The sequence below is a fragment of the Paenibacillus rhizoryzae genome (assembly GCF_059686995.1).
Window position 1 is genome coordinate 972,842 of sequence record NZ_JCAALT010000001.1, and the last position, 16,940, is coordinate 989,781.

The 16,940-nt window shown below is 48.5% G+C and carries 11 protein-coding genes; 7 read left to right on the forward strand and 4 right to left on the reverse strand.

Going from position 1 to position 16,940, the window contains the following annotated elements; genetic code table 11:
- Positions 1-117: 117 nt before the first annotated feature.
- Positions 118-465, forward strand: a complete 348-nt coding sequence (locus AC6ESO_RS04395) for a CD3324 family protein (protein WP_497090306.1) — start codon at positions 118-120, stop codon at positions 463-465.
- 65 nt (positions 466-530) lie between these two features.
- Here AC6ESO_RS04395 and AC6ESO_RS04400 read toward each other — a convergent pair whose 3' ends face one another.
- A complete protein-coding gene (locus AC6ESO_RS04400; protein WP_497090307.1) occupies positions 531-6,464 on the reverse strand; it encodes a discoidin domain-containing protein in 5,934 nt (1,977 codons plus the stop codon).
- Between the two features lie 622 nt (positions 6,465-7,086).
- On the opposite strand from AC6ESO_RS04400, the gene AC6ESO_RS04405 reads away from it, so the two are divergent.
- The 3 genes from AC6ESO_RS04405 (at position 7,087) to AC6ESO_RS04415 (ending at position 11,871) form a co-directional block, all read left to right on the forward strand.
- Complete coding sequence (locus AC6ESO_RS04405; protein WP_497090308.1) at positions 7,087-9,978, forward strand: discoidin domain-containing protein; 2,892 nt, start codon at positions 7,087-7,089, stop codon at positions 9,976-9,978.
- Between the two features lie 147 nt (positions 9,979-10,125).
- Positions 10,126-10,578: a MarR family winged helix-turn-helix transcriptional regulator gene (locus AC6ESO_RS04410; protein ID WP_497090309.1), complete on the forward strand. Its 453-nt coding sequence runs from the start codon at positions 10,126-10,128 to the stop codon at positions 10,576-10,578.
- A 51-nt stretch (positions 10,579-10,629) separates the two neighbouring features.
- Positions 10,630-11,871 (forward strand): MFS transporter, encoded by a 1,242-nt coding sequence (locus AC6ESO_RS04415; protein ID WP_497090310.1) that lies wholly within the window; start codon positions 10,630-10,632, stop codon positions 11,869-11,871.
- Positions 11,872-11,914: 43 nt separating this feature from the next.
- Here AC6ESO_RS04415 and AC6ESO_RS04420 read toward each other — a convergent pair whose 3' ends face one another.
- The gene (locus AC6ESO_RS04420; RefSeq protein ID WP_497090311.1) at positions 11,915-12,208 is read right to left on the reverse strand and encodes a Dabb family protein; all 294 of its coding nucleotides are present in this window, start codon (positions 12,206-12,208) and stop codon (positions 11,915-11,917) included.
- A 483-nt stretch (positions 12,209-12,691) separates the two neighbouring features.
- On the opposite strand from AC6ESO_RS04420, the gene AC6ESO_RS04425 reads away from it, so the two are divergent.
- Positions 12,692-13,009: an SRPBCC domain-containing protein gene (locus AC6ESO_RS04425; RefSeq protein ID WP_497090312.1), complete on the forward strand. Its 318-nt coding sequence runs from the start codon at positions 12,692-12,694 to the stop codon at positions 13,007-13,009.
- 402 nt (positions 13,010-13,411) lie between these two features.
- Here the strand turns inward: AC6ESO_RS04425 and AC6ESO_RS04430 are convergent, their stop codons facing one another.
- Positions 13,412-13,879: a GerAB/ArcD/ProY family transporter gene (locus tag AC6ESO_RS04430; RefSeq protein WP_497090494.1), complete on the reverse strand. Its 468-nt coding sequence runs from the start codon at positions 13,877-13,879 to the stop codon at positions 13,412-13,414.
- A 352-nt stretch (positions 13,880-14,231) separates the two neighbouring features.
- Positions 14,232-14,807 carry a TetR/AcrR family transcriptional regulator gene (locus AC6ESO_RS04435; protein ID WP_497090313.1) on the reverse strand — a complete coding sequence of 192 codons (576 nt, stop codon included), beginning with the start codon at positions 14,805-14,807 and terminating at the stop codon, positions 14,232-14,234.
- Positions 14,808-14,980: 173 nt separating this feature from the next.
- On the opposite strand from AC6ESO_RS04435, the gene AC6ESO_RS04440 reads away from it, so the two are divergent.
- Positions 14,981-15,718 carry an SDR family oxidoreductase gene (locus AC6ESO_RS04440; RefSeq protein WP_497090314.1) on the forward strand — a complete coding sequence of 246 codons (738 nt, stop codon included), beginning with the start codon at positions 14,981-14,983 and terminating at the stop codon, positions 15,716-15,718.
- Positions 15,719-15,898: 180 nt separating this feature from the next.
- On the forward strand, positions 15,899-16,927 hold the full coding sequence (locus AC6ESO_RS04445; RefSeq protein ID WP_497090315.1) for an ROK family transcriptional regulator: 1,029 nt from the start codon (positions 15,899-15,901) through the stop codon (positions 16,925-16,927).
- Positions 16,928-16,940 lie beyond the last annotated feature (13 nt).

The following is a 16,940-nucleotide window of genomic DNA, read 5'->3' on the forward strand; positions in this document are numbered from 1 at the left end:
AAGCACGATTTTTAAGAATGATCGTGTTTTTTCCATATTAATGAGAGGGGGAAGGAAACGTGAACAAATCGCATTCAGATGGCGTTGTATTGGCCGATACGATTAAGGAGGTTTACGTTGAATTACAAGAACGGAAGAGATGTGCTTCCCCCTAGACTATTGGAGGAGCTTCAGCGCTACATTCAGGGCGAGCTAATTTATGTCCCGAAGCAGCAGAGCGAGCGCGCCGGTTGGGGCGAGAAGAGTGGATCACGCGTCATCATCGGACAGCGCAACGAAGAGATCTTCCAGCGTTACGCAAACGGAAGTACCGTACAAGAACTTGAGCGACAGTATCATCTGTCCGGAGATAGCATTCGCAAAATCATTATCAAGCTGCGCAGCGCTTCAGCATTCCCTTTAACCGAGGGAGAGGGCCTGGAAGCGCCGACCGCTTATGAAGCGGTTCAATCAGGCAAACATTGAGGAACAAAACAAGCTGACGTCGGTTAGACCCGATGTCAGCTTGTTTGTTTTACAGCGTTATAGGATTAGTAAACTTCCAACTCGAACAGAGAGTAACCATACTGCGTATTGCGCTCTGTGCCATGAACCTTGATTAAACGAGCATCGACCGGCGTAATGAAGATGTTGTCGATACCGCCGTCTCCTTTAGCTGTCGCATAAACGGTTGTCCAGTTCTCGCCATCTTGTGACACTTCGATGGAGTATGCCTTTGCGGAGGCATTCTCCCAATTCAAGAGCACGCGGCTGATCGTATTCGTTGTGCCGAGGTCAACACTGATCCACTGGGGATCGCTGAATGCCGACTCCCAGCGTGTGCTTTTGTTTCCATCGACAGCACGCTCGCCGCCTTGAAGGGCACCTTCAGAAGCAACGGTGCTCTTGTTAAGTGCAAGGTTGATACCCGCTGTAATTGGCTGTACTACGGAATCAGCCTTGTATCCCAGCGATTGAACGGTCACCACATAAGGATTGGATTCCGTGAACAATTCCGCATGAAGCGTGATTGTGCCGGCTGTCACGGTGTATTGATTCGGTTGAAGGGTAACGCCGTTCAGCTCAACCGCGCTGATTGCGTTTCTCCAAGCCGTGTCATCCTCGAATGTGATGTCGATTGGTTTACCAAGCGTGTTCTCTGCGGCATCTGCTGACAATGCAGGTGCTGCGAGAGGAGCTTTGTCACCGGCATATACCTCGAATTCCCATAGCGAGAAGCCGTAAGGGGAACCGCGCTTGATTCCGTTCATCTTCACGTATTGGGCTTGGACAGGAGCGAAGGAGATATCATCGATACCGCCATTGCCATTGTCCGTGGCGAAGACAGTCGTCCAAGTTTCCCCATCCAAGGAGACATCGATGGTGTACGCTTTGCCGTAGGCATTTTCCCAGTTGAGCACAACGCGGTTAATCGTTTTTGGTGATCCGAGGTTGATGCTCATCCATTGATTATCGGCAAATGCGGATTCCCAGCGGCGATCCAAGCGACCGTCAACGGCATCGCTGCTAGAGCGGTGATACTCCGGTGAAGAAGCTGTTGCTTTACCGAACGCAAGGTTCAGCGGATTAGGGTTCGTACCCGGATCCGGAGTAGCGTCCGGATCCGTATGGCCAGGCTGATCGATAGCGCCTATAGCTTGTTGAACGGATACTTCTGCGTAATCCTTCGCTTGAACCGAGATCACATACGACTTAGCTTGCTTAAACAAAGAAGCGTTGAATGTGATTTTTCCGGCACTCACCAGATATTGAGATGCGTTGATCGTTGTGCCGTCAATCTTGACGGATTCGATCGCATTTCTCCATGCCGCATCGTCGTTAAAGCTCACTTCAATCGGCTGGCCTACTGTAGTGTTTGTCGTATCGGCTGTCAGTTCCGGCGCGCTTGGCAGTCCCGTACCGTTACCATACACTTCAAGTTCCCACAACGAGTAACCGTAGTTAGTAGTCCGTTCCGTGCCGTTTACTTTAACGTAACGGGCAGAGATAGGAGAGAAGCCGATATCGTTGATGCCGGGCTTGCCTGTCGTTGTCGTATAGACCGTTTTCCAAGCCTTGTTATCCGTGGAAACTTCCACGGTATAGCTCTTACCGGCTGCATTCTCCCAGTTCAGAAGGACGCGGCTGATGTCTTCTTCCTTACCGAGATCGACCGTTAAGGACTGCGGGTCTGTGAAACCGGATTCCCATCTCGTTGCTTTGTTTCCGTCAACCGCATAACTGCTTGATTGATTCGGAGTCGACGATGTGAATGTCGGTTTGCGCAGGGCAAGGTTGACGTTCGAGTTCGTTACGATCGGCTGCTGAATGCTTGTCATGGCGAAACCACTCGATTCGATCGTAATGTCATAGTTGCCGGCGGCAGGGAATAGGGAGCCGTCCAGCGTGATTTTGCCCGGTGCAACTTCGTATTTCTCAGCGGCTACCGGCGTCCCGTTCACTTTCACGGTCTGGATCGCTGTTCTCCAATCTGCGAAATCTTCGAAACCGATATCAATCGGTTGTCCTGCACGGTTCACCGTCGAATCTGCAATCAGATCCGGTGCGTCCAGGCTGCCTGCAGGAGTGCCGAACACTTCCAGCTCCCATAGGGAATAGCCATAGTTTGTCGTACGTTCTGTACCTTCTACTTTGACATATCGCGCATTCACGGCAGGGAACGTGATGTCGTCGATGCCTTCGTGACCGCGGGAAGTGGAATATACAGCTGTCCACTGTTGACCGTCTGCCGAGATGAGCACCTTGTAGCTCTTACCGGCAGCATTCTCCCAATTCAAGCGAACATGGCTGATTCGATATTCGGACTTCAAGTTAACCGCTACAAACTGCGGGTCGCTGAAAGCCGATTCCCATCTCGTATCCAGTTTGCCGTCTACAGCATAAGAGCCCGGGTTATTCGGTTTGTCCGACGTGAACGTTGGCTTGCCCAGCGCCAGATTGACAGTTGAATTCGTGATGACCACTTGCTGAACGCTAGTGTCTGGGAAGTCAGCGGCCTTCACTACGATCGAATAGCTGCCTTCAACCGGGAACAATGAGCTGTTCAGGGTGATTTTGCCTGCTTGTACGATATAGTCCGATGGGTCAAGCGCTGCTCCGTTCACTTGAACGGTATTGATGGACTCGCGCCATTTCAGATGATCGGCAAACGTCAGCTCGATCGGCTGCTTGATCATATTACTTGTTTTGTCGGATGCAAGCACGGGAGCCACGTTCGCATCCGAATCCGTCACTTTCGTCGGATCGACTTTAACAAGCGCTTTCGGACCGACTTTCGCCGAACCCGTGATACCGGCAGCATTATGGAACGTTACCGTGATCGCTTCGTTCGTAGGGTTCCACACCTCGGCAGAGTAAACGGAACCTTTCTTGTAAACGGATGCGCCGGTCCAACCGCTCGCCCAGATGTCATCCGTACGCGTGCCAAGCGTAGCCATATTGTGTACGAACCAATAGGTGTTGAAAATTTCGTTCTTCTGGGTGTTATCCACCGTGAATTTATGGAGTACAGCTTGCGGATTGCTTAGCGCTTCGATTGGCCATACGATATGGTACCATGCATTCTCAGGACCTTTGTTATCCTTCACCATGCCGTTGTACAAATCGGCGGCTTTGGCTGGATCGAAACCATAGCTCGTTAGATACTCGCCTGTTGGCAGCCAGTGGATGCCGTAAATATTGACAGGATCTCCACTAAAGAAGGTACCGAAGTTATATGCGCTTCCGTAAACTTGTCCAACAGATTTGTGGGCGAACTCAGGCAGCCAGTTGTCGTTATCATAGTTGAACCAGTATTGTTCGACGGCCTTCAGTTCAGTTGTGAAGCCATAGATGGAGATATCGCGGGTAGCTTTGTCACCGGACAGTAAGCTCCACATGTATTCACCCACCCAGCCGAAGAGGGACTCGCCGGCAGCTTCTTGGTTGTTCCCGTTGTTGTTGTCTCCATAACCGCCGGCCCATGAATGGCCTTCGTAGGGATCAAAGTTGCGGAGGAACGGATAAAGCGGATCTTTCTTGGACGGATTGGCGTAGTCGCGAATAAGATGCTCGACCATGCCGCCATAATTGTCCTTGAAGTCTTGATCGTACGTTGCGAGTACGGCAGAAGCGAAGACGAAGTAACCATAGGTGAAATGGTGGTCCGTCAAGCCTGTGTTCGCGCCGAATTCGCTGTTTTTGTAATACATCGTGCCCCAAGTTGGATCGTAGTACATGAAGTAATCCGGCTCGCCTTTGGAATACGTGTACCAGTCCGTTAAGATCGTTCTCAGTCGTGCAAGAAACACTTCCTTGTACGCTTGGTCTCCGATTTGATCGGCGATTAATACGCCCATTGCCAGCGGATGCAGCACTTTACCTTGCCAGTAAGCATCGCCTGACATGATGTTCTTCGATGTCGATTCATCCAGGTAGCTTAATTGCTCTAGCAGTGCTTCGCGGGAATACGAAGAATCCCCCGGTTCGGTGAATTGCGGTACGATTCCGTTAAACTGATCCTTTGTCGTGAACGAATTGCCTTCATGCAGCTTAAGCGTTCCGCGAATGGATGGATAAGTAAGAGGAGTCAGGGACGACGAGGATTGCTTCCATTGGTGCGGGAGCAGTGCCATCAAGGTCGTTGGTTCCATATCCGAACGTTTCTGGTCGATCTCCACATTGAAATTCGTTACCACTTCAGATGTAGAATCGTCGAAGCTCGGCGTTACAATCGTATTCGCAACGAATGCGTAACCGTGCTTATAGAAATAATTCAAGTCGCCTGCGGCAGGCATCGATGCTACGGACAAGTAGTTCTGTCCGCTGCCTAAGCGGATTTTCACTTTGTTGCCGACTTTCATGAAGACAGAACCTTCCGGAGCGAAAACCCCGTAGTTCCGGGTTACTTTATTCGCTTGCGGGGAGCCGTCTACGTTCGTCACAGCAAAACCGATATGATCTGCCGTCAAAGAAGCGCCTTCGGCAGCGAGCACCGGATTGCCTTTGTCGTCATAGAAGCGGGTGGACACTGGGAAATACAACTCCGATGTCGTCGGATCGCTGAATTCCGAATACAAATACGGCGAGCCTTTAACGAATGTTGTCTTCATTTTCTCCGTGTCGTTGTCGCTCAGCGCTACAGTAGCGGACCAATCGCCATAACCGGTAATTTTGTTCTTCACGTTGGTGGTGCTGATGTTGCCGGCATGCAGGTAGAAATCCGGCCCGCCATCTGCCGCTTGCGAGTTGCCCGTATCATTCACCCAACCAGCGCCAGGATTCAGGATACCGAGGCCGAGCGTGGAGTACTTGGATTTCAACGGGAGCGTGATCAGACTGTCGCTAAAGTTCTTGATCAAGACCGATTGCCACCAGTCATTCGATGGAATAGGTGCATGCAGCTCATCCGACTTGTTCATCGGTGGACGCGGCTGCGGCATGTTGATATCGCTTGTTAGATAGCTGCCTTTACCGACATTAACCGTCGAAGCGGTAGGGAGTGCGGGAATCGTGTATTCCGGCTTCGGATCACCATTCACATAATCGTAAACGCTGAAATTGAACAGGGAGTAGCCATAGCTCGTCGTGCGGCTAATGCCGTTCATTCTTACATAACGGCCCTTTGCATAGACCGGTGTGTCGATCCATCCATCTTGCCCGTTCATTTCCCTATAAATGGTCGTCCAATTGACAGCATCGTCAGACACTTGCAGATCATAGATGCGGCCAGCCGCATTCTCCCAGTTCAGGCGGACGCGGCCAATATCATGCACGCTGCCGAGGTCCACATAAATCCATTCGTTGCTTGTATGGGCGGAGGACCATCTCGTCGTCAGGTCGCCGTCGTTCGCGTTCTCCGGCGGCATAGCGGGTTTATCTTTGTCGGCTTTCTCGAAGGAAGAAGCTACGACCGGTTTATTCTTGGCAACATCTTCTCCGAGCACGATCGGAATGGGATTGGTGCCACCCGTACCATAAACCTCGAATTCATACAGCGATACCCCATATCCACCGTTGCGCTCCAAAGAAAGCATTCGGACATAGCGTCCTTGACCGGATAGGCTGATGGTATCGATACCGCCGTCCCCTTTGGTGTCGGTGTAGACGTCCTTCCAATTTGTTTCATCGTCGGACACTTGAATCTTGTACGACTTGGAGTAGGCATTCTCCCAACGGATGACGGCCTTGTCGATCGTCGCATGGGCACCAAGGTCTACATAGATCCATTGCGGATCTGCGCTGAACGCACTGCCCCAGCGGGATTCCAGGCTGCCATCAACGGCTTTCTCAGGCGTTAAGCCGCCTTCGGTTGATGAAGCATAAGCCGCTCCTCCATACGTAAGAAGGTGTGAAGCCTCAGCTCCCTTAGCACTGGCTGCTGCAACGATTGATCCGTTCCAGGAACCGAGAAGCAAGGAGAGGGTGAGCACTGACTTGGTTGTCAGGGGCATCTTCCTACGAACCTTTCTTGCAAAAGAACTCATTCCACCAATTCCTCCTCTTTTTGCGCCTCAAGGGCATTTTGAACGACATTTCTCGACAGGCAAGAGACGTCTCAATCCCAAATTCAGGATGGGATTTTTTTCAGCGCAATTATATCCCTTGTCGAAATTAGTTCACAATGAGCGTTACAGCCTACTCCTTGGACAGCGAGTAGGGCTATATGCTTATGGATAAGGTTGGCAGTAGTACTTGTTTATTAAAGTCAATTGTAAATTTATAGAAATCCATTATTTGGTCATGTTAACTTCCGAGTGGAAGAGGAGTGGCATTGCGATCATTCAGAGGTTTTCTTGCATGCCTGAAATGCCATAGGTCTACAGGCCTTAATGCTGAATTGCCTATGCATTAGGTCATAATAAACAAATTTAGGAAAACTTAATATTGTCTCCTGGCAAAAATTAGTCAAATCATCCTGTATTGGTGAATTCAAGAGACATTTGTAATAGGTTGAGTTTCAAAGTGCTAGACCCATTTTTCGTTCGCAGGTGCACGTAATAGCCGCTGGGTCTAAACAAATTCTCATAAAATCCAGGCACCTCCATAAACTATTATTTGGCATTGAAAGCGTTGTCAAAAATAACGATAAGAGGTGAATTAACGAGGATGAAAAAGGCTGATCGTGTCAGATTGATATGGCTTATCATTGTCGCCATGGCGGTTACGTTAACGGTGACCGTCGTTCCGGCGCAGAGAAGTTACGCCGCCACGCAAGCCACGTATTATGTAAATCCGAACGGTGGCAGCGACAGCAATAACGGGTTGACGACAGGAACGGCGTTTGCAACCATCACGAAGGCAAGAGATGTTATTCGAACCATTAACAGCAGCATGACAGGGGACATTTACGTTTACCTCATGAATGGCACTTATTCTTTGAGTACAACGTTAACGCTCGGTACTTCCGATTCAGGGACCAACGGTTACAAGATTATCTATAAGAACTATACAGGTGCGTCGCCGGTCGTCAGCGGCGGTGTCGATTTGACGACCGGATGGACGCTCCATGATGCAGGTCAGAACATTTACAAGAAAACAGGGGTCAATTGGAATTTCAGGCAGCTTTATGTGAATGACACGCGAGGCATTAAGGCGCGTAAGCCGAATTTGACAGACGAAGCTACGGTCGGACCTTATTTCAACGCTACGAACAGCTCTTATCCCTATACGGTTAACACAGCAGATATCGGTTCATGGGCCAACGGGGGTACAGCCGAAATGGTTATCGTAGGTCATTGGAGCCAGCATCGCGGAAGAATCGCCGGTTATTCGGGGAACACGGTCACGTTCAAATCTCCGGAGAGCGGCTTTGCGTATAACCACCATAACCAAGGATCGTCGCCGTATTACTTCGAAAACGCCTATGAATTACTGGATGCGGCCGGTGAATGGTTCTTGGATACGGCCGCTTCGACACTCTACTATAAGCCTCGCAGCGGCGAGACTATGAATACAACGACGATCATAGCGCCGAAAGTGGAGACGCTGGTTCAATTTCAGGGCAGCGGCGGAACTGGCAAAGTCCACGATATTCAATTCGTCGGCGTTACGTTCAAATACAGCAATTGGTTGGCGCCAAGTTCCTACGGATACGTAGATTCGCAAGCAGGCTTCCGATATCAAACAACCGGAGGCGGCAATAATTCGGAGATTCGGAATACCGCTAGATACGCCTCAGCTTTGGGAATGGTTCAGCTCAAATATGCCAGCACTATCACTTTGGAATCTAACACCTTCCAATTTGCCGGCGGATGGGGCATCATGGGCAACGAGGGAACCGACCATACTTTGATTAAGAGCAATTCATTCTATAAGAATGCCGGGGGAGGTGTGGCGCTTGGCGTCGCCGGCGACCAGTGGGATGAACAATCGGCGATGGATGGACAGAGCGCCTACGATTCTATCCTGGATAATACGGTTGATTCCGTAGGGCTAGATTACGCGGATATGGTAGGCATCGGCGCGATGATTCCGAATAACATGACGATCGGCCGGAACGAAGTCAAGAATCTACCTTATACGGGAATTACGATCGGGTGGAATTGGCAGGATTACGAGCATGGTATGACTGACAATGTAGTGTTTGGTAATAACATCCATCACGTGGTCAGGCTTCTCGATGACGGCGGCGGGATTTATACATTGGGTAAAATGGTCGGGTTCACAAGGTTCGATGCCAACTACATTCACGATCTGTCCGGCTCGGCTTATACCGGCGGCTATCCAATCTCGGCGATCTATTTCGATAACGGGAGTGCGTACAAAACAGCAGAGAAGAACGTCATCAATAACGCGCCTCAAACGATATTTGCCAGCAATCCGCCTAATCACGACAATGTGATTCAGAACAATTTCAGCAACTCGCCCTGGGGAAATTGGAGCGGCGGCAACGTATTTCAGAACAATACAACGGTTAGTAACCAAAGCTGGCCGCAAGGTGCAATCGACATCATGAATGCGGTTGGACCAGGCGGCTCCGCTCAAAAGCCGACACCTCCCACAGCACCGCCGCCAGGTCCGGTCGTATTCAGCGATAACTTCAACGATAATTCAATCGGCTCCTCTTGGACCACATTTGGCGGTACTTGGAGTGAAACCTCACAAACGCTGAAGCAAACGTCCACAGCAAATGGCGATCCGCGTAAAGCGACTATAAGTAACGCCGGTCTCGGTACATCGACCGATTACACGATTACCGCTAAAGTTCGCGTCGATAACTGGACGGACGGCGATTTTGCCCGCGCCGGTGTGGGACTATTCACAGGAACTTCCGATGGCAAAGGCTATAATCTAGTCTTCCATCAGAACCATAACACGATCCAATGGCTGAACGACGAAATCGCATGGGGCACCAGCTATCCATTCACTTGGAGCAACAACACCTGGTATTGGTTCAAAATGAGCGCCTCGAATGGGACCTTGTACGGAAAAGTGTGGCAGGACGGCACGAGTGAGCCGGCATCCTGGATGTATTCGCAATCTTGGAGTGGGCGAACGGGATATCCTTCTCTTAATGGAGGAAGTACGAGCACCGGAGGTTCTACTGCTTCCTTCGATGATGTTACTGTGGAAGGACCAGCGGGCTCGAACAAAGCGTTGAACAAAACGGTGAATGCGTATTACATCGACGGCAGTACAGCAGCACTTCAACCCGGCGATTCTGTCGTTTATGCGACAGACGGCAATACAGCTACGAAAACGCAAGCAACCAATCAATGGCGGTGGATGCTGCGTGTTGATCTAGGCGCGTCCACGAGTATTACTCGCATCAAAGTCACCATGCCGACTACTGCTTACGCGACCGCGTTCGATATTCAAACTTCAACAGATGGTACTTCGTATACGACCGTCAAGTCCGTAACGGGATTCGGAGGCGGAACGAGCGATAACACGATAACAGCCACAACCGCAAGGTATGTACGCATCGTGGCGATTACCCCGGATGGACCAGGTCAGACAGGCGGGCAAATGGCGATATCCGAGGTTGAAGTGTATTAGTAGCAGGAGTGGCGCCGCGAAAGTCCTATGAGACTTTCGCGGTTTTTTGCGGTAGCGAGTGAATTTAGGGTTGGCCAAGACATTGACAGAATATGTTGTCTAACATATAGTTGTCTAAACAACTATAATGGAGAGAGGGAATTCTTCATGTCTACCGAATCTCGCAAGCTGCCTATCGGATTCATGCTGGGTGTTACGTATCGGAAGCTCGCGGCTTTGTTTCAGCAAAGACTGAGCGCATATGGCATTACGCCGGAGCAATGGTCGGCATTAAACCAAATTGATTGTGCTCAAGGTCTCATCCAACGCGAAATAGCTGAAAGGATAGGCAAGGACAAACCTTCGACGACGCGGATTTTGGATCACTTGGAGAAGAAGGGGTTTATCTATAAGAAGGCAGGCGAGCAGGATCGTCGATCGTTTCTCGTCTACAGTACAGAACTTGGGCAAGAGATTATTCGCGTAACGACGCCAATTGAAGATAGTATTACGGCAGAAGTGAAAGCATGCATTTCGGAAGAGGAGCATGGTATCATGATTGAACTGCTCCAACGCATTCAATTGCATATTGAAGGTAAGGTCGGACAGACGGACTGGTAAAATCGAATAAATTGGACGATCGGCTATGAATTTGATTGGAGATGAAGCTAAGTGCAGCAAGAGCCAGAACAACTACAAAAAACGCCATTATGGACCAGACCATTCATCGCGTTGACCTTATGTTTTTTTCTATTATTCCTAAGTTTACAGATGCTGCTGTCGTCCTTTCCCGCTTACGTAAAAGGTGAATTCCATGCCGGTAACATCCAGACCAGCCTTGTGACATCCGTCTTCGCGCTGGCGGCTATCGTATCGCGTTTCGCCACTGCTGCGCTCATGCAGCGTATCTCTCGGATGAAGCTGCTGCTCGCAGGACTCATCGTCGCTGCAGCAACGACGGCACTCTATTCGGTTGCCGGATCTTTCGGTACTTTACTGACGCTGCGCATCGGCTACGGTATCGGTTTCGGGATGGCCAGCACAATTCTGCCGACTCTTGTTTCCCGTATTATTCCGCTTCGCCGAATGGGCGAGGGTATCGGTTATTTCGGTTTGTCGACGAGTCTCGCGATGTCGATCGGTCCTTCGATCGGATTGAATGTGATGAAACATTCCGGTTTTACACAATTGACCATGATTGGATTGATTACCTCTTTAGTTATTTTCCCGGTGCTATGGCTGTCGCGTTCAAAGAAGGATCAACAAACCGCAGCTCAGCATACAGCTCCGACTCGGAATGCAGGTGTTCACAAAGCGGAGGGCAAACCTAAATTTAATCGGAAACTGCTGTTTCCCGCGATGCTGAATGTTTTTCTCGCCATCACGTACAGCGGTCTGCTTAGTTTTCTCGCCTTGTTCGGTGATTATGTACATATCGAACAAGTAGGATTGTTCTTCATGTTCAATGCCATCACGATCATTCTCGTTCGTCCTTTCTCAGGTCGAATCTTCGACCGATTCGGACATACGTCAGTGCTCATTCCTGCCGGATTGTTCGTAACGGCAAGCATGGCGGTATTGGCGAATACCCATTCAATGCCGATGCTGATCTTGTCCGCGCTGCTCTATGGCGTAGGATTCGGTGCTATACAACCCACCATACAAGCTTGGATGCTGCGTTCCTCGAAGCCGGAGCAATACGGCATGGCAAACAGCATGTTTTATAATTCAACGGATTTCGGCGTTGCGTTCGGATCGATTCTGCTGGGCGCAATCTCATCGGTGTCCAATTACTCCGTGATGTACGGATACTCGGCAGGTGTCATGGCCGTGTTCGTCCTGCTGGGGGCGCTTCAGTATTTCATGGCCAGCAGACGTGTCAATAGGAGCCGCGGCGTCGTAGTTGATTCTTGATTAGTACTAGGAAAAAAAGAGGGAGGCCACTTGGGCCTCCCTTTTAAATTTCGATATCCACGCCAATACTGTCAAGTCTGCCTGACTCGCGAATAAATGCCACAACTGCCTGGTGATCTTCATTGATCGAGTAAGCATCGAGGGCTTGTTGATTCTCGAAACGAATCTGAAGAACCACCTGATACTCTTTGCTTTTCTCTGCAATATTGAGGCCAGCCTGGATATCGACGACTCCGCTCAGCTTAGTCTTCAATGCCTTAAATCGATTGGCAACTTCCTGCAACTGTTCTTGCGTTGTCGTATGATCAAATTTGAGAAGGACGGTACGTTGAATCATCAATTTGTCTCCCTTTGACGTTTTTTTTAACCATTTTACATTAGCAGTCTTTCCCAAGCCGCGCAAGACAAAGAATGCTCAATATCGTCGCCAAATCATCCATAAACGCTGGAGAGAACTGTCTTGGATCCAGAATCCCTTGGGCCTGGATTCTAACGAACCGTACAGGCCTTATTTCGCCCAAATAACAGGTTTAGAATTTCTAACGAACCGTACAGGCCTTATTTCGTGTCGAAGTGCCAATTTCCGCTTCATATCCACTAAATAAGGCCCACATGGTTCGTTAGAATAATAGTTCAGCCAATTTCGAGTAAATAAGTCCTGCAGGGTTCGTTAGAGTTAGTTATAGCCACGCTGACAACCGATAGAGAATCAATAGGCAAAAAAGAAACGCGACCGAGAGATAAACAACCTCAATATAGCTGTCACTGCCACGATTTTGATTGAACAAAAATTGCCAAATTCAGGTTTGGAGGAATGGACGTGTCCGAAAACAATAGAACAGTCAAAATACCAACGGGCGTTGGCGACCGCGAGATTGTGGTTACCTGCATATTGAATGCTTCGCGTGAGACGGTCTTTGAAGCTTGGACGATTGAGGATCAGCTGTCGAAGTGGTGGGGAGCTCAAGGTTTTACGACGACGACGCAGGGGTTTGAGCTGCAAACAGGCGGTACATGGGAGTTTATCATGCACGGGCCGGATGGCGTTGATTATTCCAACACCAATATTTTTGTCGAGGTCGTAAAACCGGAGCGGATTGTCATCAAGCACGCGGTATTTCCGAAGAAAGTACGGTGATCTTCAATAAGGTGAAAGAATATAACGTACCCGGCGCGGAACAGACAATGGATCGCCTTGAAGAGCTTCTATCAAGCAGAGCGTAATGTTACGAATAAATAAAACCAGCGGCTTGCTTCTGCCGCTGGTTTATTTTGGATTCCTGCCATTCATGGCGCAAACGGAAAAGTGCGAATACTTAACCACACAACAAATAACGCCGCAATGAGGAGAAAGAACACAATGCTTACGATAATCACAATAATTTTCAAGCACGTTCGCTCCTTTCGACTCCATCGTAAGCAATTGGCTTTGGAACGAATAGTACTAAATTCCTCTAGTACCTGGAGTTTGCGCACCACCGTTAATTGAGCCATTCCCACAAAAAAACCAGTCCAAGATCCTCATCCAGGGCTGGTTTTCTTATTGCTCGGGTTGTATGGAGTTCATTGGCTTCCTCTGCGAGAAGAGGCTGCGAATGAAATACAGGATAAATAGCAGCGGAATATAGGCATAGATGAAATAAAACCCGATCTCAACCGCATAGTCGCCAAACCATTCAATTTTAATGCGATCGTTAAATAGAAGAGAGGCCGAGAAGATCGTGATCAGGATCACATATAAGGACCAGCTGGGTTTTAGATTCGTCACTCTCTTGATAATGCGGGTACAACTCCAAACACAGAGGCAAAGCACGAGGATAATCAACGTGAGCCAGATACAGATAAACACAAATTCAACCCGTGCAATAAGTGAAGACTCAATTACTTTGATCATAACCAAGGTTGGCCAGTAGGTATGTTTAAGCAGCCCTTGGCTGAAATACATGAGGGTTACAAACATTAGAATGACATATTTAATGGTAAAGAAGAACAAACCACATTGGCAGATACCTTGATATTCTCAAGCGGAATCCGATCTTGAAGCGAATGAAGATCGTCGATTACATCTTCTGCGATTTGAATGCGATGGAATATTTCATGCTGTATGAGTTCTTGGTCTACGATAGCCTGTAAATAGGAAAAATGAATCTGTTTATCGTGGACTCTATGTACAGACAGCACAAAGTCATTCGATTTGGATGGTGGATTTTCAGAAACGCATGTACGCACTCTGGAATATAGGATCGCACCTTTCTGCCCAATGCTCCCCTTATTATGAGCCTCGGTCCGGATTGCTATTCCCATGGAATGACGAGGCTGCGAGGAAGAATAAAAGCCCAAGGCTTAGCAGCCTTGGGCTTTTATTCGGTGTAAACGTGATTCTTTTCAAATAACTGTTTGACCTGATCGGCCATGAATTGGGAGGAATGCGGCATTTGCTGACGAATCCACCACTCGACTATTCCTATAAAAGCCGAGGCTAAGAATTGAGCTTTTAGCTCGCGTTCGATCGCATCCATGTTATCCGGATGATCCATCTTATCCATCAGTTTCATGGCGATAAAATTAAGCAGCCGGTCACGGAATAGGAAGACACGCTGATTGGCAAACATAGCGGCGAAGAATGGGAAATGGTCTCGTAAATAATCAAAAACCGGTTTGGGCTCATGTACCATTCCTTGCGTAGACAAACTTGACTCCTGATTCTTACACAGTGAGATCAATTCGTTGATATGATCTTCAATGCATTTGTCCAGAAGGTCATATTTGTCCGTGTAATGCAAATAAACGGTGCCGCGGTTGACATTGGCACGCTCCGCGATCTCGTTAATGGTGATGTGATCAAAATCTTTCTCCGCAAAAAGCTCCAGAAATGCCCTGGTTATCATTTGCTTCGTTCGGAGAATCCGGCGGTCTGTTTTCACAACGTTGTCCACAAAATCCGGTACCTCCTCGAGTTAATCAACAATTCTATTGGCGATGTTGAATATGAGACAAATACGCAGCAATCAACCATTGAGTAAACCGGGCTACTGTCTATAATAGTAATCAACGGACGTTAAATATTCAACACGCGTTCAATAACAATATTCTAAAGGAGCAAATACCAATGGAAAATATACAAGATAAAGTGGTTATCATTACAGGCGCTTCCAGCGGAATAGGCGAAGCTACAGCGAGGTTGTTAGCGCAAAATGGTGCAAAGGTTGTATTGGCTGCAAGAAGAGAGGATCGTCTTCATTCTATAGTTAATGACATTAAACAAAGTGGCGGCGAAGCTGTCTCTGTACGCGCAGACGTTGTTTCTTCAGAAGATATGCAGCGATTGGCGGAGTTCGCCTTACGTGAATATGGACGAGTTGATGTATTGGTGAACAATGCAGGGGTCATGCCGAGTTCCAGGCTTAATGAGTTAAGAGTTGCCGAGTGGGATCAAATGATCGATGTGAACATCAAGGGCGTGTTGTACGGAATCGCTGCGGTATTACCAACCATGCGTGAACAGCAGTCCGGTCATATCATTAACTTATCTTCAACTTCCGGTTATCAGGTATCCCCAACATCCGCTGTATATGCGGCTACAAAATTCGCAGTCAGAGCCATTTCGGAAGGACTCCGTCTGGAAGAGTCCGCGGTTTCGGGAATTCGAACGACCGTGATTGCACCGGGTCTGACGAAGACCGAGCTTTTTGACACCATTACCAGCCCTGAAGTGCAGATGATTGCCAATCAAATCAGCGACAAAGGGATTTCTCCGACCAGTATTGCCAGAGCGATCGCGTTTGCCATTAATGAACCTGATGACACCTTAATCAGTGAAATTATGGTGAGGCCGACTGCATTGTAAGATGATGAAGAGTTGGACGAGATCTTGGGATCAAGTGCTGTCACTTAACGGTGACGGAAGCTTGATCCTTTTTTGCTTTACCATATTGCCATGACATCTGACTTCTGCTAAGATGACCTATACATATTAAAACAGTTTAATAAGTAGGTTCAATTATGTAGATGAGAGGCTTGATCGAACATGTCGAATATATTCAAGACGCCAAACGAAATGAATGAACCGTTGATTTATCGCATACGAGCGGGACTCATTATGATGGGCAGCGCGACGAAAGCAGAGCTAAGTCAGCGTTTAGGAATCAGCTTCCCGACGATCAGCAAGTTTCTGGCCCAAATGGAGGAGGATGGAGAAATTCTCTTTACAGGCAATGATGACTCCGGCGGGGGCAGACCGGCGAAGCGATACGCCTATGATCCGGAATACATGCTGGGACTTGCGATCTTTATCGAGAAGAATGAGACTAATTATTCGATCTTCAACTGTATCGGGGAGATCAAGGAGCAGGGAATCAAGCCAAGTGTATTGCAACAAAATGCCTTGCAATTAGGGGACATGATTGAGTCGCTGATTGAGAAATATCCCAAGCTTCGCTCCATCGCAATCGGGGTTCCCGGAGCCGTTGATAACTTGGGGAAAATCATCTTTATCCCGCCTTATCAGCAGCTCCTTGACTATGATCTGAAGGAGGAATTCGAATCCCGTTTCCAAATTCCGGTCATCGTGGAGAACGATATGAATGCATCGGTGCTTGGGTATGCGTCGAATTTCGAGATCGAGAACGAATCGCTGGTTTATTTGTATTTCGGTCAGTACGGGCCGGGATCTGGGATTATGATCAATGGTGACGTGGTAAGAGGCAGCACGTTCTTCTCAGGCGAAATCTCGTTTGTACCTCAGTATGATCTTCAGTCCTTTGGGAAGGCGCTGAAGCTTGAGGAGAGTCATGGCGGGATTGTCTTAGCTGAAGACAAGCAAATTGATGCCATTGCCCGTTTAATCGCAACGTTCGCAGCCATTCTGAACCCCCGGGCAGTCGTTTTTTGCAATGATGAGGTAGATGAACTGTTTCTATCTAAGGTCGCTGTCAGAAGCTCAACCTATATTCCGCAAAAACATTTGCCAACGCTTGTGATAAGTGATCGAAATCAGGATTATTTAGCCGGTTTGCAGCAATTAGCACTTCATGTGATGATCACGGATTGTTGCTAGAAAGAGGTATGTT